Annotated in this window: 21 protein-coding genes and 1 other annotated feature; of the genes, 19 read left to right on the top strand and 2 right to left on the bottom strand. The window is 36.6% G+C overall.

What is annotated here, in order from left to right:
- Positions 1 to 75: 75 nt before the first annotated feature.
- The 17 genes from C794_RS19820 to yajC all read left to right on the top strand — a co-directional run bounded on the left by C794_RS19820 (position 76) and on the right by yajC (position 18,744).
- On the top strand, positions 76 to 3,582 hold the full coding sequence (locus tag C794_RS19820) for an amidohydrolase family protein (RefSeq protein WP_017797159.1): 3,507 nt from the start codon (positions 76 to 78) through the stop codon (positions 3,580 to 3,582).
- A gap of 154 nt (positions 3,583 to 3,736) precedes the next feature.
- A complete protein-coding gene (locus C794_RS20160; protein ID WP_017797158.1) occupies positions 3,737 to 6,571 on the top strand; it encodes a gamma-glutamyltransferase in 2,835 nt (944 codons plus the stop codon).
- 568 nt (positions 6,572 to 7,139) lie between these two features.
- Positions 7,140 to 7,255 (top strand) — a sequence feature (ribosomal protein L21 leader region).
- 15 nt (positions 7,256 to 7,270) lie between these two features.
- Positions 7,271 to 7,579, top strand: coding sequence for a 50S ribosomal protein L21 (gene rplU, locus C794_RS10845; RefSeq protein WP_011066441.1), 309 nt, complete (start codon positions 7,271 to 7,273; stop codon positions 7,577 to 7,579).
- A 17-nt stretch (positions 7,580 to 7,596) separates the two neighbouring features.
- Complete coding sequence (locus tag C794_RS10840; protein WP_017797157.1) at positions 7,597 to 7,926, top strand: ribosomal-processing cysteine protease Prp; 330 nt, start codon at positions 7,597 to 7,599, stop codon at positions 7,924 to 7,926.
- Positions 7,927 to 7,940: 14 nt separating this feature from the next.
- Positions 7,941 to 8,231 (top strand): 50S ribosomal protein L27, encoded by a 291-nt coding sequence (gene rpmA, locus C794_RS10835; RefSeq protein WP_011066439.1) that lies wholly within the window; start codon positions 7,941 to 7,943, stop codon positions 8,229 to 8,231.
- Positions 8,232 to 8,378: 147 nt separating this feature from the next.
- On the top strand, positions 8,379 to 8,906 hold the full coding sequence (locus C794_RS10830) for a Spo0B domain-containing protein (RefSeq protein ID WP_017797156.1): 528 nt from the start codon (positions 8,379 to 8,381) through the stop codon (positions 8,904 to 8,906).
- 14 nt (positions 8,907 to 8,920) lie between these two features.
- Positions 8,921 to 10,201: a GTPase ObgE gene (obgE, locus tag C794_RS10825; protein ID WP_017797155.1), complete on the top strand. Its 1,281-nt coding sequence runs from the start codon at positions 8,921 to 8,923 to the stop codon at positions 10,199 to 10,201.
- 35 nt (positions 10,202 to 10,236) lie between these two features.
- Entirely contained in the window at positions 10,237 to 11,091 is an 855-nt protein-coding gene (pheA, locus tag C794_RS10820; protein WP_017797154.1) for a prephenate dehydratase, read from the top strand.
- A gap of 247 nt (positions 11,092 to 11,338) precedes the next feature.
- Positions 11,339 to 12,502, top strand: a complete 1,164-nt coding sequence (gene safA, locus C794_RS10815) for a SafA/ExsA family spore coat assembly protein (RefSeq protein WP_017797153.1) — start codon at positions 11,339 to 11,341, stop codon at positions 12,500 to 12,502.
- A gap of 488 nt (positions 12,503 to 12,990) precedes the next feature.
- Entirely contained in the window at positions 12,991 to 13,557 is a 567-nt protein-coding gene (locus tag C794_RS10810; RefSeq protein ID WP_017797152.1) for a YhcN/YlaJ family sporulation lipoprotein, read from the top strand.
- A gap of 77 nt (positions 13,558 to 13,634) precedes the next feature.
- Positions 13,635 to 14,366 carry a YebC/PmpR family DNA-binding transcriptional regulator gene (locus C794_RS10805; RefSeq protein WP_017797151.1) on the top strand — a complete coding sequence of 244 codons (732 nt, stop codon included), beginning with the start codon at positions 13,635 to 13,637 and terminating at the stop codon, positions 14,364 to 14,366.
- A gap of 83 nt (positions 14,367 to 14,449) precedes the next feature.
- The gene (gene ruvA / locus C794_RS10800) at positions 14,450 to 15,055 is read left to right on the top strand and encodes a Holliday junction branch migration protein RuvA (RefSeq protein ID WP_017797150.1); all 606 of its coding nucleotides are present in this window, start codon (positions 14,450 to 14,452) and stop codon (positions 15,053 to 15,055) included.
- 18 nt (positions 15,056 to 15,073) lie between these two features.
- The gene (gene ruvB / locus C794_RS10795; RefSeq protein ID WP_017797149.1) at positions 15,074 to 16,078 is read left to right on the top strand and encodes a Holliday junction branch migration DNA helicase RuvB; all 1,005 of its coding nucleotides are present in this window, start codon (positions 15,074 to 15,076) and stop codon (positions 16,076 to 16,078) included.
- Between the two features lie 2 nt (positions 16,079 to 16,080).
- Positions 16,081 to 16,272, top strand: a complete 192-nt coding sequence (locus C794_RS10790) for a DUF2905 family protein (protein WP_017797148.1) — start codon at positions 16,081 to 16,083, stop codon at positions 16,270 to 16,272.
- A 15-nt stretch (positions 16,273 to 16,287) separates the two neighbouring features.
- Positions 16,288 to 17,313 (top strand): tRNA preQ1(34) S-adenosylmethionine ribosyltransferase-isomerase QueA, encoded by a 1,026-nt coding sequence (queA, locus tag C794_RS10785; protein WP_017797147.1) that lies wholly within the window; start codon positions 16,288 to 16,290, stop codon positions 17,311 to 17,313.
- Between the two features lie 14 nt (positions 17,314 to 17,327).
- Positions 17,328 to 18,467, top strand: a complete 1,140-nt coding sequence (gene tgt / locus C794_RS10780; RefSeq protein ID WP_017797146.1) for a tRNA guanosine(34) transglycosylase Tgt — start codon at positions 17,328 to 17,330, stop codon at positions 18,465 to 18,467.
- Positions 18,468 to 18,483: 16 nt separating this feature from the next.
- Complete coding sequence (gene yajC, locus C794_RS10775; RefSeq protein ID WP_017797145.1) at positions 18,484 to 18,744, top strand: preprotein translocase subunit YajC; 261 nt, start codon at positions 18,484 to 18,486, stop codon at positions 18,742 to 18,744.
- A 116-nt stretch (positions 18,745 to 18,860) separates the two neighbouring features.
- On the opposite strand, the gene C794_RS10770 is transcribed toward yajC, so the two are convergent.
- Positions 18,861 to 19,244 carry a TIGR04086 family membrane protein gene (locus C794_RS10770; RefSeq protein ID WP_017797144.1) on the bottom strand — a complete coding sequence of 128 codons (384 nt, stop codon included), beginning with the start codon at positions 19,242 to 19,244 and terminating at the stop codon, positions 18,861 to 18,863.
- Positions 19,245 to 19,504: 260 nt separating this feature from the next.
- On the opposite strand from C794_RS10770, the gene C794_RS10765 reads away from it, so the two are divergent.
- Complete coding sequence (locus C794_RS10765; RefSeq protein ID WP_017797143.1) at positions 19,505 to 20,800, top strand: ArsB/NhaD family transporter; 1,296 nt, start codon at positions 19,505 to 19,507, stop codon at positions 20,798 to 20,800.
- A 338-nt stretch (positions 20,801 to 21,138) separates the two neighbouring features.
- Here C794_RS10765 and spoVB read toward each other — a convergent pair whose 3' ends face one another.
- Complete coding sequence (gene spoVB, locus C794_RS10760; RefSeq protein WP_017797142.1) at positions 21,139 to 22,689, bottom strand: stage V sporulation protein B; 1,551 nt, start codon at positions 22,687 to 22,689, stop codon at positions 21,139 to 21,141.
- Between the two features lie 72 nt (positions 22,690 to 22,761).
- On the opposite strand from spoVB, the gene C794_RS10755 reads away from it, so the two are divergent.
- Positions 22,762 to 23,100 carry a post-transcriptional regulator gene (locus C794_RS10755; protein ID WP_017797141.1) on the top strand — a complete coding sequence of 113 codons (339 nt, stop codon included), beginning with the start codon at positions 22,762 to 22,764 and terminating at the stop codon, positions 23,098 to 23,100.
- Positions 23,101 to 23,115 lie beyond the last annotated feature (15 nt).

Below are 23,115 nucleotides of genomic sequence, written 5' to 3'. Positions count from 1 at the left end.
GAGGTCTAATAAAATTTAAGTTTTGATTCTAATGTTTCTAGTAAACTCTTTTTTAAGAAGGAGGATTACAAATTTATGGTTGAAAAAATGAAAAGGTACATGTATATATTTTCTGTATTCATTCTAATGATTAGCTTAGTCATTAATGATATTTATGTAAGCGCTAACGGTGGAGGTGGTTTTGATACCATTATTAGAAACGGAACAATTATAGACGGGTCAGGGTTAGGTCGATATGATGCGGATGTAGCTATAAAAGACGGATATATAGCAGACATTGGCGATTTGTCAAATGCAACTGCCGATCAAGAAATTGATGCAGAAGGGAATTTTGTTGCACCTGGTTTTATAGATGTCCATAGTCATGCTACCCTATCTGCACTTGGACAAGCTCAAAGTTCGTTATCTCAAGGAGTGACCATGGAAGTATTAAGTCCTGATGGCGCGGGACCAACAGATTTGCAATCCCGCATTGATTTGGAAGATGACGGTTTAGGTATAAATGTTGCGTCTTATATTGGATTTAATTCTGTTTGGAGTGAAGTAGTTGGTAATGAAGACAGAAGAGCAACTGATGCTGAAATTGAAGAAATGCGAAATCTTATTACAGAAGCAATGGAAAAAGGAGCCGCAGGTGTTTCGGCCGGCCTGTTTTATAGACCAGGATATTTTGCAGACAGAGAAGATGTCATTGATGTGGTAAGTGCAGCTGGAGCATGGAGAACGAAATTCACTAACCACCAAAGAAATGAAAATAACGAAGTGGTTGAATCGACTGCTGAAACGATTGAAATTGGAGAGGAATCCGGGTTAACACCAGTTATTACCCATATTAAAGCAATGGGTCCAAATAACTGGGGGAAATCCGAAGAAATGATGCAACTCATCAATGATGCAAATGAGCGGGGAATTTATACTGCAGCAGATATTTATCCTTATCTTAGAAGTCAAACTGGACTAACAGCAATCGTTCCACCATGGGTTGAAGAAGGTGGAAGAAGTGCAATGTTAGAAAGGTTTAGAGACCCAGAATTAAGGGATGGTATTGCAGAAGAAATTGAAGAGATAATGTACAGTCGAGTACAAGGTCCTGAAGGGGTATATTTTCCAACAAAACGTAAGACACTTGCTGACTATATGGAAACAGGAGGTGGGAACCCACGAAACAGAAGCCTTTTATCGTTTCTAAATCTGAATTATAATCATGAATTTGATGTAGAAATTGACGAGATAACAGTAACTGATTCAAGTGGAAATAAAGTATATGAATATAACTTTGAAGGTGAAGATGGTGGAGAATGGGATACGTCAAAATTTGACCTATTGCATTCTTACCCAGCTGATGCAGTTAGTCATACGATAAACAATGGTTCTGGACAAATAAATGTTGCTCAGAGAATAAGCGGTAATTCAAGTGCCTATGGAAATGTTGTTCCAACAATGCCTGATGTTGGAGATAGTGAAACATTTATGCGATTTAAAGTTGGAGATACGCTGGGGGCGAATCAAATCATGAGGTTATGGATTAATTCCGACAACTTTGGATCGGGAAGTTCATTCCCTGTAAATGGTTATGGAGTTGCAGTTCGACTTGACCAAGATCGAATCCAGGTATATGAAAGAGAAAATAGCACATCCACGATTCATGAGACAATTTCTGATGCCGGATTAGAACCGGATACATGGCAGGATCTAAAAGTAAAGTTGGAAGATAATACTTTACTAGTTAAAATGTGGCCATCTAATGAAGACGAGCCGGAAGAATGGGATTCCAGCATAGATGTTTCAAAAGAAGAAGTGATTGAAGATCAAAAAGCTATGGTTAGCATAACAAATCTTGATACTGAAAGTAATGCATTCCATTTCAATGATTTTATTGTAGAGTCATCTTCCGGTGATGATGTTTATTATGATTATAATTTTGATGGTAATGACGATGACAATTGGGATGGAGACAAATTTATTGAACTTCATTCTTTCCCGAAAGACAGAGCCGAATTTACGATTCAAGAAAATACTGGAAGAGTAATACTTGATGGATATAATACCGATGTATGTTGCAGTACGTATGGTAAATTTACTGCTAACATGGATGATGTTAAAAACAGCGATGTTTTATTACGTTTTAAAGCCGATCAAATTGGTGGAAATCAACAATTAAGAGTTTTTACGAAAGCGGATGAATTCAAATCCGGTATGACTATGCCAGTTAATGGATTCGGAGTTGAATTTGACTTAAAAGGCAATGAAATGTCTTTTATAAAGCGTAACGATAGTACAACACAAGTACTTGAATCCGTGGATGCAAATTTAGAGCCGGATTGGTATACGCTACGAATACATGCTGAAGATGAGGAAGTAAATGCTCGTATCTGGAAAGATGGCGAGGAAGAACCCGAAGAATGGGATTTTACCTATGTTGAAGAAGAAAGAGAATTAACAATAGGTGAAACAACGATGCAAATTTTGGAAACAGAAGGAAGCTTGCGAACCATCTATGACTTTGGCCACGAAGACGACTTTAGGAGATTTATTCAATCTCCGGTTGTTGCCATAGCTTCGGATGGAGGGGCTAGCACCTCTAATGAAGTACATCCAAGACGTTATGGTACACAGCCTAGAGTTTTGGGACAGTATGTAAGAGAAGAAGGACTACTCGGATGGGAAGAAGCTATTCAAAAGATGACTTCATTACCTGCTTCACTAATTGGTCTATCTGATCGTGGTTATATTGCTAAAGGTATGAAAGCCGACATTACTATATTTAATCCTGATACTGTCATAGACAATGCTACATTTGAGGAACCGAGACAGTATGCTGATGGTATTGAACAAGTTCTGGTAAATGGAGAATTAGCTTTAAACAATGGAGAATTAGTTGGAATACAACCTGGAGAATTTGTGAAAATTGAACCAAATATGCCTACTCGTCCAGTAACACAAGGTGAAAATCTTGAAGTAAGCGATAATCGTAAAATTTTGCCATTGGATGAAACAGAATCAGATTCCTTGATTTCCTTTAACTTGGAGCAAGGAGTTAATGATTATCAGGCCACAGGAAGTATGTCTCTTGTTTATGATGACATAGAGTTAGATGCAGAGAACTTTGGTAGAATTCAGACTTTTGATGGCTGGTTGAGCTTTACCGGTTCAGGACCATTAAATGGTGAGGAACTAACAACATTCAGGATTACTATTGATGAAAACGATCCAACCATCGATGATGAAAAACCGGTAGTAACAATTGATATAGCTGGAAAAGAACAAATAAAAGCCTTTTTAGGTGATGAAGGTTCAGAATCTCCTTCAGAGCCTTTGACTATTGAAGAAATGAAACTTCTTGTTAAACAATTCAGAGATGAGGGGGAAATTGCAGACGACGAAACCTCTAGAGTATTGCAAACACATCTAACTTCCGTTGGACACTATGAAGAAGATGGTGCTATGGAAAAGGCTATTAAACACATGAATAGCTTTAAAGATGAATTGCTCGTTCATTTTGAGGAAAATGGACTCATTTCTGAGGAAGCAGCTGCTACACTAGTCTCCCACTCGGAGGACCTTATTGAATTTTGGGAATAGTTCCATATAGGAAAAGATTAATTTAACCAGATGTACAATATTTGGCTAAACAGTAAAAAAGTTTAATAGATTTTGGGTTTAATTGTTTGCTACTCCCTGTGATAATACAAGATTGATTACAGGGAGTATTTAAAATAGGGAGAGGTGAACTATCATGCAAAAAAGAATTAGAAAATTAACATCTATATTTTTAATAGTTCTAATAACCATCACCATGCCTATGACTGGGCTAGCAGGTGACCCAGGAGATCCCAGACAAACTCCCACAGCTACCGGTGACGGTGGAGCAGTTTCAACAGAGCATGTAGAAGCATCGAGCGCTGCGGTTGAAATTCTCAAAAATGACGGTAATGCAGTTGACGCAGCAGTTGCAGCTGCTGCGGCACAAGCAGTAACCCGGCCATTTTCCGGTGGCATTGGCGGTGGAGGGTTTATGAATATCTATCTAGCTGAAGAAGATCGTTTCGTAGTCTTGGATCATGTGACTGAAACGAGTGAAAACTTCGGACCGGAATCCTTTATTAATCCAGAGACTGGAAAAGTGTATCCTGCTAACGTTCGTAGTTCAAGTGGAATGGCAACAGGTATACCAGGCATGGTTAAGGCTTGGGAAGAGGCACTAGAAGAATACGGAACGATGTCCTTGGAGGAAGTGCTTCAGCCAGCAATTGATTTGGCGGAAGAAGGTTTTCCTGCTGATGCCAATTTTCTTAGGGAAACGAGTGAAAATGCGGATAAATTCCGACTTTTTGAAAGCTCTACAGAACTTTACTTGGACGAAGATGGAGAGGTACCGGAACTGGGAACTATTATGAAAAATCCTGATCTTTCAAACACGTATCGTTTAATTGCTGAACACGGGAGTGAAGTTTTTTATGAGGGTGAGATTGCAGAAGCAGTATTAGATACCATTCATAACCCTCCCGTTGTGGATAATCTAACTAGAGAGGTTTTGGCTGGAAATATGTCGATGAATGATCTGAAAGACTATGAAGTGATTCATAAGGAGCCAACTCATTCGACCTATCGGGACTATGATATTTATAGTGTGCCACCTACATCAAGTGGTGTAACAATTAGTGAGATTTTAAATATATTAGAAGCCTATGATTTGGAAAATATGTCTAAACCCCAAGCTTATCATTACTTTTTGGAAGCTTCCCGTTATGCATTTGCAGACCGAAGCATGTACATGGGTGATCCTGCACATACTTTGATCCCGGTAGATGGCTTAATGTCAAAGGGTTATGCTGCCGAGCGGAGATATAACATATCAGACAATCACGCTACGATTGGCCAGGTTGCACCGGGGAATCCATGGCCATATGATGAAGATCCGGATAAGCAGCCGGAACCTCCAGAAGAGGGGATTGCTTTTCACCATGATTTTGAAGGAAATGATGGAGACGGGTGGGATTCGACTGTCTTTGCAAATCTCCATTCTTGGCCAGGAACACCCCCTGGTGCATCATATAGCATTCAGAATAACACAGGTCAAGTGGTTATAGATAACCGCCTACAGGGAAATGGAAGTGCTTACGGGTTAATTACTCCGGACATGCGTTCTTTAACTGAAAGTGAATTATTAGTGAAGTTCCGGTTTAATGAACTTGGAAATGACCAGCGTTTACGTTTATGGATTCAGGCCGATAGGTTTAGTTCTGGAAGCTCTATGGTGGAAAATGGATATGGCATTGAATTAAGAGCGGATAATCAAAATATGATTTTACGAGGAAGAGAGGATGGGAGGTCCACTACATTTGGTACTGAGAACATTGATTTGTCCACAGATTGGAATTGGTTAAGACTGAAATCTGAAGGTAACCAACTAGGCGTTCGTGTATGGAATGACAATATTGAAGAGCCTGTAGAGTGGGATATGACCCATGAGCTAACTGAGGAGGAAATGGCCAATAAAGACTTAGGTAAAGCACTCCTTAGTGTGATTAATTTTGATCACGACAATGGAAATACGATTCAATTTGATGAGATTACCATTAATGACCTAGCTGATAGTGAGCAATTAACGACATTCGAAAAAAATGCTGATACACAATTGACTGCTTTGGAGAAAGATGCAGTTAATTCCCAGGAAGCAGAGGAAGAAATTCCTACTGAGACCATTCATTTATCTGTAGCTGATGGTGACGGGAATATTGTGAGCTATACGAAGACGATTAATAGTATTGCAGGGAATGGAATGGTTGTTCCTGGGTATGGATTTATTTTAAACAATGGATTTTCTGGAAGAACACCAATGCAAGACCCTGATCACCCTAATGCGCCAAGACCAGGACTTCGTATGTTGAGTGCAATGACCCCTACTATTGTAACAAAAGATGGGGAACCCGTAATGACAGTTGGATCGCCAGGAAGTAACCGGATTATCACAACTAATTTACAAATTATCATCAGTCAACTTGATTTTAATATGACCTTACCGGAAGCGATTGCTGAACCGAGATTATCGCAAAGGAATTTAGGTCATGCTAGTACGCAATATGAAGGAGTTTACCTTGATAAATATGGGGCACTTTTAGAAGAACTGGAAGACATGGGTCATACTTTTATAGCTGATAATGCTGCAGAAGGAATTAGTGCCGCAAACGGAGTGGAGTTTCTCGAGAATGGAAATATTAGGGCTGCTGCAGAGCCTGTCAGAAGAGGTGGAGGAAGTGCAATGGCTATAGATAAGGATGAAATTGAAGAACCTACACCTCCCGAAGATTCCAGTGTAACCTTGATGAAAGAGCTGGTAAAAGGATATGTAGAAAATGGGGAAATTGAGAATGAAGAAGTAGCTCGATTGCTAACTACCCATTTGAATGCTATTGAACATTACGAAAGAGATGAACAGATAGATAAAGCTATAAAACATATGAATGGCTTTACTTTACTGGTAAGTCGTCAAGAAGAAGGGTTAATTTCTGAAGAAGCCGCTATTGAGTTAAAAATGCATGCTGCTATTTTGTTAGATAAGTGGCAATAGAATAAGGCTTTATAACTTATCAAGTAGATTACTCTTTGTTAATATTTTCCTTTTTATTATAGAAGCGAAAGCTTTTATTAACAGATTTATAAGTACCTATAACTCAACCCGTTAAATATTTTACATTTTGTACGGTATTTTATTTTATAAGGAGGGTGAAAGAAGAGTAATTTGGAAAACTCCCTTAAAAATTTTCGTAATTTTCATAATTTATTTCGGTGTAAGCCCTAAAGATAGCTTAGCTGAATCGGATGCGAATAACACTTCCAGCTCTTCATCAGGCTATGTATCAGAAAGAAGGTGAGTAAATGGTAAGATTATGGAATAGTGATGAAAAGGAGCTAGATGAGTGAGATATTGTGAAAGAAGGGTTGGAAGCGAGAACTGGTCGATTATTGTTTAGTTTTATTAATTTTGACTACGATAGTTAAATAAATTCTATTTTGATGAAGTCATTGTGAATGAGTTGGATAATTAGTTACTCCATTTCTGAGGAATTTTTAATTGGGTAGGTGCTTGACAAAATGTATCAAAACATGGTAACATCAATCTGTTATTCATCGTAGCACCCGTGCTACAACCGCACAGAATAGGTGAGTGTAAAGTGTAAACAGCATTCATTGTTTATGCTGTACATTTGAAAATCCGTATTGGATTACCTAAATGGCGAGTCTGAGTTGAATGAGGAGGTGCAAGAACATGTACGCAATTATTGAAACTGGTGGTAAGCAAATTAAAGTAGTTGAAGGCCAAGAAATCTATGTAGAGAAAGTTACAGCTGATGTAAATGAATCTGTAACGTTTGACAAAGTACTATTCATTGGTGGGGATGACGTTAAAGTTGGTGCTCCATTAATCGACGGTGCTACTGTTACTGCAAAAGTAGAGAAACATGGTCGTCAAAAGAAAATTGATGTACACAAGTTTAAGCCGAAAAAGAACTATCATCGTAAACAAGGTCATCGTCAACCTTATACGAAGTTAGTAATCGACAAAATTAATGCATAAAGGTTCTGTGGATTATAATGATTAAAGTTACTGTATTCCAAACAAATAACCAAATAACAGCATTTGAACTTTCTGGACATGCAGATAGTGGACCATATGGTTATGATCTTGTTTGCGCAGGAGTATCTGCTGTATCATTTGGAGGAGTGAATGCAGTAATTAAATTATGTGATACAGATTTGCATATTGATCAAGGGAAAGACGGAGGCTACTTATATGTAGAAATTCCTGAAAACCTGGATCTGCAGGTAGCTGAACGCGTTCAGCTACTATTAGAAGGTATGATGGTATCTCTTCAAACGATTGAAGCGGAATACGGAGATCATATGCAAGTGAATTATAAATAAGGAGGTGCACTTCTATGCTACGTCTTGATTTACAATTTTTCTCTACGAAAAAAGGGCAAGGTAGTTCCAAAAACGGACGTGATTCTGAATCGAAACGCCTAGGTTCTAAGCGTGCGGACGGTCAATTTGTGTCTGGTGGATCTATCCTTTATCGTCAACGTGGAACAAAAATCTACCCAGGTGAGAACGTGGGTCGCGGCGGAGATGACACGCTTTTCTCAAAAATCGACGGTGTTGTGAAATTCGAACGCTATGGTCGTAATCGTAAAAAAGTAAGTGTATATCCAGTTGCTAAAGAAGCATAATTTTCTATGCTTAAGATAAAGAACTCCGGTTAATTATAGCTGGAGTTCTTTTTTCTATTGCTTAAAAATTTTCCTCTTGCTTTTTATGAGTCTTTCTTTTGCTTTCTCTCTTTTTCTGCTATACTCAGTTTTAATGAGGTGAAATCGATGACTGAGGATGTACTGCATATAATTCAACATTATCGTCATGATCTAATGAATCGATTACAACTAGTATCTGGATATTTGAGTATGGGGAAAGTAGAAAAAGCAGAAGATAAATTAAATGAGGCGATTGCATATTACGAAGAAGAGAGGAAATTAATGCAATTAAAAGCTCCTTCTTTAATGCTATGGATATTAGAATTCGAACAATACTATCGATCGTATTCAATGTCTTATTTTATTGAAGCAACTTCCACTACTTATAATCATCCAATAGATGATCAATGGATAGTAAGTAAATGTAATCAAATAATGCATGTATTACAGAATCATTTGTATTCTGATTCCATGTATGAAGTGGAAATACGAATAATAGATAACATCAAAAAAGACCAATGGAATATTATTTTTGGTGTACAAGGAAATATTCCAAATATGTCAGTTGACGTTTGGCAAAGTAATTTAGGAAATATACAAATCGAACGATTTAATGACCGGTTGCAATTCGTATTCTCGCAAACTAGAGAATAATGAGGTGAAATAAAATGTTTGTCGATCAAGTAAGTGTATATGTAAAAGCTGGTGATGGTGGTAATGGCCTTGTAGCATATCGTAGAGAGAAATATGTTCCTAAAGGCGGCCCGGCTGGTGGAGATGGCGGAAATGGTTCAAATGTTGTATTTAAAGTAGATGAAGGTTTAAATACACTAATGGAGTTTCGATATAACCGTCATTTTAAAGGAAAACGTGGAGAAAATGGAATGAGTAAAACGCAGCATGGAAAAAATGCTGAGCCATTAATAGTTTCTGTACCTCCTGGTACGACTGTTATTGATGAAGATACAGGAGAAGTGATTGCTGATCTTACAAAACACGAACAAGAAGCAGTGATTGTAAAAGGTGGTCGAGGCGGTCGTGGGAACACACGATTTGCAACACCTAGAAATCCTGCACCAGATATGGCAGAGAATGGTGAACCAGGTCAAGAGAGAAATATAAAGATAGAATTGAAATTAATAGCGGATGTAGGTCTTGTAGGCTTTCCGAGTGTTGGTAAGTCAACTTTATTGTCTGTTGTTAGTGCTGCAAAACCGAAGATCGCTGATTATCATTTTACAACATTATCACCAAATTTAGGTGTTGTTGATACTCAGGATTCACGGAGTTTTGTTTTGGCAGATTTACCAGGTTTAATTGAAGGAGCATCACAAGGTGTAGGATTAGGGCATCAATTTTTAAGACATATAGAACGAACAAGAGTTATTCTGCATGTTATCGATATGGCAGGGACAGAAGGTAGAGATCCATATGAAGATTATATAATGATTAATCAAGAATTAAGTGATTATGATGAAAAACTTATGGATCGTCCGCAAATTATTGCCGCGAATAAAATGGATATGCCAAATGCACAAGAGAATCTCATTCAATTTAAAGATAAATTAGAAGTTGATATACCTGTGTATGAAATCTCTGCATTGACGAAGGATGGGTTAAGAGATCTCTTATTTGCTATTGCAGATAAATTAGAAACAATTCCAAAATATGAAAAAGAATTAGAAGAAACAGACGATACCGTCGTTTACAGATTTCAAAAAGAAGAAGATCCTTTCCATATTACGAGAGATCCAGATGGTGCATTTGTATTATATGGACAACGTATAGAAAAATTATTTAAAATGACTGACTTTCAGCACGATGAAGCTGTACAACGTTTTTCTAGACAACTACGAGGAATGGGCGTAGATAAAGCTTTACGAGAAAGAGGAGCCCAAGACGGAGACGTTGTCAGATTACTTGAGTATGAATTTGAATTTATAGAGTAACTATGATGAAACAGTAGCTGCAAGGGGGAAGTAAAGTGACTAGTATAGGATATTTAGGACCAAAAGGTACATTTACTAAAATGGCAGTAGATTCAGTATTTAATGGGGAAATGAAAAATGGATATAGAACAATTCCAGAATGTATCGATGCGGTGGATAAAGGAGAAGTAGACATTGGAGTTGTGCCCATAGAAAATGCTATTGAGGGTACTGTCCAATTGACCATTGATTATCTAATACATCAAGTACGATTGCCGGTTGTTGCTGAGATAATAGTGCCGATTCAACAACATTTACTTGTACGCAAAGAAGTGACAAGCACCCTTTCAGATATTCATGAAGTATATTCGCATAGTCATGCTATTGCACAATGTCACCAATATCTACACCACCATTTGCATTCCGCACTAACAAAACATACGTCTTCAACCGGAAAAGCTGCTGAAATTGTAAGTAACTCAAAAGAACCCATCGCTGCAATCGGAAATCGATTAGCAGCAGAAGAGTATGGGTTACATATTTTGCAAGAAAATATTCATGATTACCCTAATAATCATACACGATTCTTAGTTTTATCTAATTATCCGGAGAAGGTACACATTAGGCATAAAAAAGATTCTGAGAAGACAACGATGCTGATTACTTTACCAAATGATCAGTCAGGTGCTCTTCATCAGATTTTATCTGCGTTTTCATGGAGAAAATTAAATCTGTCTAAAATTGAATCACGCCCAACAAAGACAGGGTTAGGTAATTATTTCTTTATAATTGATGTGGATCAACCATATGATGATATACTATTTCCAGGGGTAAAATCAGAGCTAGAAGCACTTGGTTGTCAAGTGACGATTTTAGGTACTTATCCTGTATATCATATGTTACAACACTAAATTTAAGGTATAACAATATTTTGGCTATCGATTTAAATCGATAGCTTTATGTTTGCAGAAGGAATTTATAAAATATGTGTACTGTGGATGATTAAATGACTCCACTAGCCACGTCCGGCCAAGCGCCTTTGATCTTGGAATTATGTAGAGCTGCTTTTTCCATATATGCAACTTTTCATTTCTAGTGCATATGCTGATATAGAGTATTAGCCCAGCCCAGAAATGAAGGGAAAGGAGTTCGTTCATTTTGAAAATACACATTGTACAAAAGGGAGATACATTGTGGAATTTATCCAAAAAGTATGGAGTTGATTTTCAAGAATTAAAAGATGTAAATACACAGTTATCTAACCCAGAAAAAATAATGCCAGGAATGAAAATAAAAATACCAGGTACTGCAAAACAAGTAAAAAAAGAAACATCCGTAAAAGAGACGCAGCAGGCTAAAAAGAAGGAAACAAAAAAAGAAACACAGCATCCTTATAAGCAGCAGTCTCCAACACCAATTGCTGTAGTAAAAGAAGATGAGTATAAGAAAGAAAAGCCTATAAAGGAAATGCAAACACAACCTAAGATGCCTTCAATGCCTTCAATGCCTAGTATGCCAATCTTAGAAAAACCGAAAGAGCAAGTGAAAAAAGAGAAACCGAAGGAAAAACCTAAAGTAAAACCAAAGGAGAAACCGAAAGTAAAACCAAAAGAAAAGCCAAAAGAGAAGCCAAAAGAAAAGCCAGTGGAGGATTTCTGTCCACCAGGGGCAATCAAAGTACCTTGCCCGCCGATGCCTTGTCCACCAATGCCTTGCCCACCAAATACGGGTCCAGTATATTTTGTACCATGTCCGCCGCCACCATGTTTTGATCCTTGTTTTGCACCAATGCCTATGATGCATCCTGGTCATGGATTTCATCCGTCACATGGTGAAGTATTGGGAGCATCAGATAGTGGGGATTGTGGATGTGGGGGAAAAAATTATTCCTCAATGAATTTTACTGGATACCAAGGAAATGATAATAATGCGATGTGGCAAGGAAATAATTTTGGTTCACCAGGAAATTCAATGAATGTACAACAACAAAATAATACAGAGGATTCTATGAATAATGCTCAGAATATGAATTGGATGTCGTCCAATATGAATCAAGGTCAAATGTTTCAAGACTATGGAAGACCAGTAAATGATAATTATTTTACGCCATATCAAGGTGCAACACCTTATGTAAATAACGCTCTGCATAGAAATGAAAATACGTCTGAAATGAACAAACAAAATCCGCAAATGAATGCTCAACAAAATCAAGGACCAACAAATTCTCAACCAACATTTCCTGCACAATTTATAGATAATCAACATCGTTCAGTTTATCCAAAACCACCATTCTACCCTCAATCGCCAAAATCATCCTCGTAATATTAAGAACGAATAAAGCGGTGAGGTTGAGACATAACAAAAAGGTTTTTTCAAAAGACGGATGATAGCTAGAATAAGCGTAAGAAATATACGGAGACTCCTTGAAAATCAAAAATCGATTTTCTGCGTGCGATGCTGTCGAGGTTCTCCTTGTCCTGTGGGAGTGAGGCCTAGGTGAGACCCCCGGATTGCGTAGAAACCGGAGGCTCACCAGTCGCCCGCGGAAAGGAGTATATATTTCTGATGCGGGTTTTCAAAACCTATTCATTCGGATTTTACAAAGGCAAGGCTTGAAGGCTTTTGAACAATATCGGGCATTTATAGACAATTTACCCCGCTCTCATTCTTTGGCTAAGTAAAATTAGTTTGAAATCAGCTATTACTGTTAGTTACATGCGATATAAATTAGATGTTCTGTAAAATTACCTATATTTAACTGTGTAAAAGAACCTTCCTTATACAAAATAAGTTTAAGGGAGGTTTTTATTATGAGAATGTATAATCTGTTTTTTTCAAGCATCTTCTTTGGAACCATATTAATGGGATGTACGGATGATAATACAACAAATGATCAGCAAAATAATAACCGTACTGAATCAGTACAACCAATACACTTTGAAGACCAAGAGATGGAAAATTCTAATCAGCCAGAATCTATTGGAGATCAAGGTGGCTATATTCAAAGTAGACAGTATGGTGTAAATGAAACTCGTGCAAATCATTATACCGATGCCTTCACAAATGAAGAGTCTATTCGTTTAACTGAGTCATTGAGAAATAGGGTAGATGTTGTACAAGCACAAGTGGCATCTACTGAAGAACGCATTGTAGTAGGGGTAATATTAAAGGAACATGCAGATCCTGATACTGGAGATAAACTTGTTAAGCATATTGAAAGGCAACTTGAAGATAACAATAAAGAAATTATTGTTTATACTGATGATATACAGTGGGACCGAATGAAAAACTTGGACTCCAGACTACAGGCAAAAGAAATGGGAGAGCAGGTTGAACACTTATTTGAAGATATATTTCAGTTAGATAAGAATCAATGATAGAAGTCTTTATCCCTTTTCCAAATAGGCTTTTTTTGATATAGTAAAAAAAGAGTTTGAAGAGAGGGGAAGATCTTATGGCTGGTCATTCCAAATGGAAAAATATACAAAAACGTAAAAATGCACAAGATGCAAAAAAAGGTAAAATTTTTATGCGTCATGCTAAAGATATATATCTTGCAGCTAAGCAAGGTGGCGGGGATTTAAATACAAACGCTGCGTTGCGTACAGCTGTTGAGAAAGCAAAAGCCGATAATATGCCAAATGACAATATTGAACGTAACATTAAAAAAGCTACAGGTTCTCTTGATGGAGCAACCTATGAAGAAATAACCTACGAAGGTTATGGACCAGGTGGAGTAGCCGTAATTGTTAATGTTCTTACCGATAATAAGAACCGTACTGCTGCTGAAGTACGCCACGCTTTCAAAAAAAATGGTGGAAACCTTGGCGAAAATGGCAGTGTATCATTTATGTTTGATCGTAAAGGATATATTGTTATTGAAAATGAAGAGGGTACTTTAGACGAGGATACTATAACAATGGATGCTTTAGAAGCAGGAGCGGAAGACGTTGTTCCACAAGAGGGGGCTTTTGAGCTCTATACAGAACCGGAAGATTTTCAAGAAGTTGTAAAATATTTAGAGGAAAATGAATACACTCTAGCTGACTCTGAAGTGACATTAATCCCGCAAAACTATAATCAACTATCATCAGAAGATGAAGCAAAAATGATGAAGTTAATAGATGCGCTTGAGGAAAGTGAAGACGTTCAAGATATCCATCATAATTTAGAAGAAAGTAATTAGTTAATGGAATGTTTAGGCTTCTATTTCACAATGAAATAGAAGTTTATTCATTCTCTTATGTAATTAAATAGGGGATGAAAATAATGATTGCATATGTTAAAGGGACGTTGGTTTCCTTAGGGGATGAATCGCTCATTGTGGATGTAGGTGGAATTGGTTATGAAATAGTGTGCCCAAATCCTTTTATTTTTCAAGATTTACTCAATCAGCAAATACATATACAAACCTATCATCATATACGAGAGGATGCACAAATTTTATTTGGGTTTCGAAATAAGGATGAGAAATACTTATTTACAAAGCTAATATCTGTTTCAGGAATTGGTCCAAAAGGAGCTTTAGCCATTTTGGCAGGAGTGGATATCTCAGGATTTATTTCTGCAGTTGAGAATGAAGATGATAAGTTTTTAACTAGTTTTCCAGGTGTTGGTAAAAAGACAGCAAGACAAATAATCCTTGATTTAAAAGGAAAGTTAGCAAGCGTATTCTCCGTATCAGATGAACAGCAAAAGAGTAGAAGCATTAATGTTAATGATAATGAAGTGTACTCTGAAGCGATGGAAGCACTGAAAGCATTAGGATATACAGATAAAGAGGTTAAGCAAGTACTGCCTCATTTGAAAAAAGAAAATGTTGAGTTAAGTACAGATGAAGCTATTCGTAAAGCATTAGCATTATTAGCAAAATAGGAAGGGGGAGGAGAATAAATGGATGATCGAATGATAGACGGAGAGCTTCAAGATCAAGATGTAGAGATAGAATTTAGTCTGCGTCCATCTACGCTTGCCCAATATATTGGGCAAGATAAAGTAAAAGAAAACCTAACTATCTTTATTCAAGCAGCTAAAATGCGTGAAGAACCGTTAGATCATGTGTTATTATATGGTCCTCCAGGGTTAGGGAAAACGACCCTAGCATCAATCATATCTCATGAGATGGGTGTTCAATTTCGTTCCACTTCAGGTCCTGCTATTGAAAGAGCAGGAGACTTAGCAGCAATATTGTCATCCCTTGAGCCGGGTGATGTTTTATTCATTGATGAAGTGCATCGACTCCCTAGATCGGTAGAAGAGGTACTCTATGCTGCTATGGAGGATTTCTTTATTGATATTGTTATTGGTTCTGGTCCAAGTGCGCGATCTGTAAGAATTGATTTGCCTCCTTTTACGTTAGTAGGAGCTACAACAAGAGCCGGTTTATTAAGTGCTCCTTTGCGCGATAGGTTTGGAGTACTCAGCCGTCTCGAGTATTATGAGATAAAAGATTTATGCAATATTGTAGAGCGTACTGCTGATATATTTAACATGCCAATCGCTTCAAAAGCAGCTATTGAAGTGGCAAGACGATCAAGGGGTACGCCGCGAATTGCCAATAGGCTCTTAAAACGTGTGAGAGACATTTCTCAAGTAAAAGGAGAAGAGGAAATAAGTCTGGAGTCAACAAAAGAAGCATTAAATATGCTTCAAGTAGACGATGCAGGATTAGATCATGTTGATCATAAACTACTCTTAGGAATTATTGAAGGGTTTCATGGAGGACCGGTAGGCTTAGACACAATTGCAGCTACTATCGGTGAGGAATCGCAAACGATTGAAGAAGTCTATGAGCCTTTCTTATTACAGCTTGGTTTTATCCAAAGGACACCCAGGGGAAGAGTCATTACGTCTAAGGCGTATGACCATTTAGGAATAAAAAGGACTGGTGAAGACTAAACATGGGTAAAATGTTTATTATCATTGGAGTTGTTTTTATCATAATTGGTATTCTGTGGACGTTTATTGGCAGATTACCCGGGGATATTACAATAAATAAAGGTAATTTTACATTACATTTTCCAATTGTAACTTCAATTGTTATTAGTATCATACTGACATTGATTATGTTCGTCATTGGAAGATTTCGTTAAATGAAGGAGATAAACATGCAAATAGAAGATTTTGATTTTCATTTACCAGAAGAATTAATTGCACAAACACCGCTTAAAGATCGAACATCTTCACGCTTATGTGTTTTGGATAAACAAACTAGTGAAATCACTCACCGTCATTTCAAAGATATTACTACTTATCTACAAGCGGGTGATTGTTTGGTATTAAATGACACAAAGGTTCTGCCTGCAAGATTATATGGGGTAAAATCAGATACTGGTGCAAAAATAGAGGTTTTACTATTACATCAACAAGAAGAAGATACATGGGAAGTACTTGTTAAACCAGCTAAAAAAGTAAAAATTGGCACTGAAGTCGTATTTGGTAATGGGGAGTTAAAAGCGACTTGTATTGATCTTAAAGATCACGGCGGACGAATCATGACTTTTTCTTATACTGGTATTTTTTATGAAATCTTAGATCAATTAGGTGAGATGCCATTACCTCCATATATTAAAGAGCAATTACCTGAGCAAGATAGATACCAAACTGTCTATGCAAAAGAGAAAGGTTCTGCAGCTGCACCTACTGCCGGGTTACATTTTACAGATAAGTTGTTAGCAGATATCGAAGCGATGGGTGTCAATATTGTTTTTGTCACATTACATGTAGGGCTTGGTACATTTCGACCAGTTAGTGTCGATTCAATTGAAGATCACGATATGCACTCGGAGTTTTATTCCATGTCGGAAGTAGCAGCAGAAAAACTTAATGAAGCTAAAACAACAGGTCGGAGAATCATCTCTGTAGGAACCACATCTACTCGCACATTAGAAACGGTTGTTCGTGATCATGATAAGTTTGTTGCTACAAGTGGGTGGACAGATATTTTTATTTATCCCCCATATGAATTCCGTGCGATTGATGGTTTAATTACAAATTTCCATTTACCTAAATCAACATTAATTATGATGATAAGCGCATTAGCTGGTAAAGAAGCAATCCTTCATGCTTACAATGAAGCAGTGAAAGAAAAATATCGTTTCTTTAGTTTCGGTGACGCTATGTTAATCTTATAAGAAGGAAGAATAAAATGAATCCTATAACGTATGAATTAATTAAGACGGATAAACAAACAGGAGCAAGATTAGGACGAGTTCATACTCCTCATGGTTCCTTTGATACACCAACATTTATGCCTGTAGGGACTTTGGCAACAGTAAAAACAATGAGTCCTGAAGATCTGCAATCTATGCAAGCCAACATAATATTATCGAATACGTATCATCTCTGGTTACGCCCAGGTGAGGATATTATACGTGAAGCAGGTGGGTTGCATAAGTTTATGAATTGGGATGGAGCAATTCTGACTGATTCAGGTGGTTTTCAAGTATTTAGTCTTAGCGATATGCGAGAAATAAAAGAAGAGGGGGTCCATTTCCGTAATCACTTAAATGGTGAGAAACTTTTCTTGTCACCTGAAAAAGCAATGGATATTCAAAACGCTCTTGGTTCTGACATTATGATGGCTTTCGATGAATGTCCTCCATATCCAGCAGAATACAATTATATGAAAGCTTCGGTGGAGAGAACATCTCGCTGGGCGGAAAGATGTCTACAGGCACATAATCGTCCCTATGACCAAGGATTGTTCGGAATTGTTCAAGGTGGCGAATATGAAGCGTTACGAAAGCAAAGTGCAGAAGACCTTGTTTCGTTAGATTTCCCCGGCTATGCAATTGGCGGACTTTCTGTTGGGGAGCCAAAGCATATAATGAATCAAGTATTAGAATTTACTACACCGCTTCTACCATCGCATAAACCTCGTTACTTAATGGGAGTTGGTTCACCAGATGCACTGATAGACGGAGCGATTCGGGGTATTGATATGTTTGACTGTGTACTACCAACCCGAATTGCACGTAACGGAACATGCATGACATCAAATGGACGATTAGTAGTAAGAAATGCAAAATATGCTCGAGATTTTAATCCGATAGATGAGAATTGTAGTTGTCACGTGTGCAAAAATTACTCAAGAGCATACATCAGGCATTTAATAAAATGTAATGAAACATTCGGGTTCAGACTTACGACTTATCATAACTTGCATTTTCTGTTAAAATTAATGGAGCAAGTCCGAACTGCTATAAAAGAAGATCGACTTGGTGATTTCAAAGAGTCATTCTTTGAACAATATGGATTAAACAAAGCTAATCCAAAGAACTTTTAGAAAGGAGTTGAAGTAGATGGAAGCTATTATGCCATTTTTGTGGATTATAATAATGTTTGCGATTTTTTATTTCCTACTTATTCGTCCACAACAAAAGCGTCAAAAGCAAGTAAAACAAATGCAGGATAACTTAGAAAAAGGTAATGATATCATTACTATTGGTGGCTTACACGCTAAAATCCATGCGTTAGATGAAGGTACGATTGTATTAATTACACCAGAAGGTACGAAGTTAACTTACGATCGTAATGCTATTCGTGAAGTTAAACAAGACTAATTTCACTTAGCCCATATATACATAAGATGTAGTTATGGGAAGATAAAAGAAGCTAATGACGATGTGGCGCTTTAAAAGGGCATATACATCACCATTAGCTTTTTTAATTATCTACTTTATTCAACCTCGGTAGTACCTGATAAATTTACACCTATAATACCCCCAAGAAGTGCAACACCTAGATAAAGACTATGATAGGCAGTTTGTTTTAACGAAAAACCTTGCTGATAACCTAAATATTGCACTAGAAATATTAATAATGTGAAACCTACTCCAATCATAGCTCCAATCATCCATCCTTTGTTTTTTCCTTTTAATCCTGCAATTAATCCTCCAATGAAAAGAGCTACAATACCAATTATTAAAGTAACTAAACTTAAAGCTGACTCGCTAAATTCTGTGAAATTGAGCAGCAATGCCAGAATAAAACTAGCAATGATTAAAATTCCGAATAAAGCAATCCATCCATATAATAACGCAGTCCACTGATTTCTATTCAAACTATAAGCCTCCTTTAGAAAGTGTTTGTCCTCATCTAATACAGTTTATTCCTAAGAATTCAATTTAGAAGAAGATATTTCACTCTATCTTTGCATATAGTCTTATAAGGGAGTCTTATGTCAATGGATGATTAAGTATCCATTGACGTTTAGCAAGTTAGTGGGAGATAGTATCTGTTATCCTACCTCCCAGTTTTCACAGGGAGATTTACACGAATAAGTACGGTGATATAAATATTTGTAACGAGAGGATAAGATATATGGAAGTGATTCTTACAGGAATTATCTTTATCGTAAGTTATATTTTTATTATGACGGAAAAAGTTAACCGAGCAATTATAGCACTGGCGGGTGGAACTCTTTTAATATTAACAGGTGTATATACGATAGATGAGGTATTTACGCAATATATTGATTGGAATACAATTGCTTTATTATTTTCGATGATGGTTCTCATTTCAATCACTGAAAAAACAGGACTATTTACATTTATCGCAATTCGTTTTGCGCAAAAAGTAAAAGGTAATCCGATTGCTTTACTGATTGGTTCTGGTATTTTAACGGCTATTGGTTCAGCATTTCTAGACAATGTGACAACTGTACTAATTTTTGTGCCTGTTATGATTCAAATAACGAAATTACTAAACTTACCGTTGTTTCCCTTTTTATTAATGATCATTTTTAGTTCAAATATAGGAGGGTCTGCGACTTTAATTGGGGACCCTCCAAATATAATGATTGGACAAGCTGTCGATCATTTTACTTTCCTATCATTTCTACAACATACAGGACCAGTGGCAATAATAATGTTTGTTATTCAGATATTATTCTTGTTAGTTATATTTCGCAAATCCTTAAAAGAAGCACGACCAGAAGTTGAGAAAATAGTAAAGCTAGACGCAAAGGAAAAATTATTAATCTCTCCTTTATTATATAAATCAGTAAGTGTGCTATTGCTAACCATAATGGGCTTTATACTCCATTCAATTGTACATGTGTCAATGACAGCTATTGCTCTATCAGGGGCTATTCTACTTTTACTACTTACAGAAAAGGATTTACATACTGAAAAAGTATTTTCTAAAGTAGAATGGGTAACATTATTTTTCTTTATTGGTTTATTTACTATTGTTGGGGGATTAGAACAGGTCGGTATTATTGATGAACTAGCAAGATTATTAGTTGCAACTACAGAAGGGGATTATGTAACGACTACAATACTTATATTATGGATGTCTGGGATATTCTCTGGGTTTATTGATAATATTCCATTTGTTGCAGCTATGATCCCAGTAATTCAAGAATTTGAATCTTATGGAATGATTTATTTGGACCCAATATGGTGGGCACTAGCTATAGGAGCTTGTTTAGGAGGAAATGCTACGCTAATTGGTGCTTCAGCAAATGTTGTTGTTGCGGGGATGGCAGAAACTGCAGGTGAAAAAATACCTTTTCTCCGTTTTATGAAATTTGGATTGATTATCGTATTTATATCATTAATTGTATCTTCCATATATATTTATTTTCGATATTTATTACCTTATACCAATATGTAGAAGCATAATAAATTTGAATTCATTTGATAATAAGTTAATGATAATAAAGAGAAACTTCATTTGCCTTCGATTGTAATTGAAGACGACGACTCCTGTAGGAATAGCGTGAACTGAAGATCCACTAGAAATTGTGTTCGTCTTTATTTTAGTTATCGTATAATTAAGAATCTACTAAAAAGCATTCCCTGCAATGGAAATCAAGCAGAACAATTTTCAGTTTTCACACATGAAATTAACTCATACGGGATAAAAAGAAAATAACGACTAATACGGATATAAGAATAAAATCCAACTATTGGTCGTTATTTTCTTTTCAATTTTTTAAAGTACCAGTAGTATTACTTGTTTTTTCTGAATAAGGGAATTTGCTGAAGCTCTTGCTTTGTTATAAATTTTAATATAAATAGCAATAGGATATATATTAATAGTAATACAATTAATAAAGCTCCAAAAATAATAATTTGTCCGTCAAGATTAGGCATGATTTGCTTTAATGAATATCCGATACCAAATGTAAGACCAACTAAGACAATCATCTTAACAAAATCAATAAACGGAATCATATAATTAATATTTTTCTTTAATACTGCTAAGTGAAGGAGCGTTACAATTACTACACTTACACAAATTGCCATGGCAGCACCTAATATGCCAAATGAAGGATTCGATGCAAATAAGATCATTATTAAAAATTTCATTCCCATACCGATAAGGCTATTCCACATAGCTGGTCTAGCTAAATCAAGTGCCTGTAGTGCAGATTGTAAGGGAGCTTGTATATAAAGAAATAAGAAAAAAGGTGCCATCAACAACAAGAATTTACTTGCAGAACTTGAACCGTACATATACGTAAGTATCTCTGTCGCAAAGATCGTAAGAACGACAGTTGAAATTGCTCCAGATGCAAAGGAAATTCGTATTGATTGATGAATACGGTTGTGAATCATTTTTATCTGCTTATTGGCTTCCGCTTCTGCTATAGAAGGAACGAGTGCAATAGATAAAGAACTTGTAATAAATGTTGGTAGAAATAACAAAGGCATCGCATATCCGGTGAGTTCTCCGTATTGCTTCGTAGCAACAGTAGCTGTTACTCCTGCGAGTGCAAGACTTTGAACAACCAAAATGGGGTCTAAAAAGTTAGAGAATGAACCAATCATTCTGCTACCTAAGGTAGGTATTGAGATAGAAAATAAGTCTTTCGCTGTTTGTTTTCCGTCAGCTAATACTTTAAAAAAATTATTCCTTACTTTAATCGTTCGTTTCCGTTTAAATTTACGAACCATATACAGTAATGAAATGAATTCACCTAAAATAACACTAAACATTGCTCCGGCAGCTGCGTATTCTACTCCATAAGGAAGAAGTAGCTGAATAAATAGGGCAACGCATATAATTCTTACTATTTGTTCGATAACTTGAGCTACACTTTGAGGAGTCATATTTTGTTTTCCTTGAAAATACCCTCGTAATACTGCTGACACAGCTGCAATTGGAATAATAGGACTAATAACAATAAGTGGTACCATGACGCGTTCATCTGTTAACAACGTTGATGCCACCAAAGGAGCAATAAGTATTAATATTGCAGTAAAGACAATACTAGCGGATAGAGTAATTGCTAAAGATACAACGACTATTTTCTTAATTTTTTGTTGATCATTTTGCGCATCAGCTTCAGCAACTCGTTTTGAAATAGCAACTGGAAGTCCGAACTGTGTTAATGTCATTACCAGAAATAGAGTTGGTAATGCCATCATATATAATCCAACACCTTCTTCTCCCATCAATCTTGCAACAACAATACGGTTAATAAATCCCATAAAACGGGTAATCATTCCAGCTACAATTAATATAATAGCTCCTTGTAGAAATGATTGTTTGGTCATAATTGTCGACCTGCCTTCTCAAATATTTAAAATTGATATACAATGATATATATGCAATTAGGTGGACAAAGCATGACAGTTGTTCCAATCTATAATGGAATTGGTGGCGATAAAATGGAAATGAAGCATAATGTGGATGGATGGAAACAAACCATTATTCCGGCATTACAAAGTAAAGCGGAAGAGCTAGAAATGCTAGGCTATTCACAGGCTACAGCGGATGATGTTTGGAGATGCTTAAAAGAAAAGGTGTGGAGAGGAGATCCAGAAAAACGGTTATATGAAGTTATTCAGGATATTTTTCACTTAGGTTCAAATATTTACCTAAGTTATTTAACCATGTCTTCCTATCAAAATGAGGACTTGATGGCATCTATTGTTGCATTGACAGAAAATAATGCAGATGCATAATAATAATAATCGTAA

This window comes from Oceanobacillus kimchii X50, assembly GCF_000340475.1.
Lineage (GTDB): Bacteria > Bacillota > Bacilli > Bacillales > Amphibacillaceae > Oceanobacillus > Oceanobacillus kimchii.
This window is presented reverse-complemented; position numbering and strand designations above follow the sequence as displayed.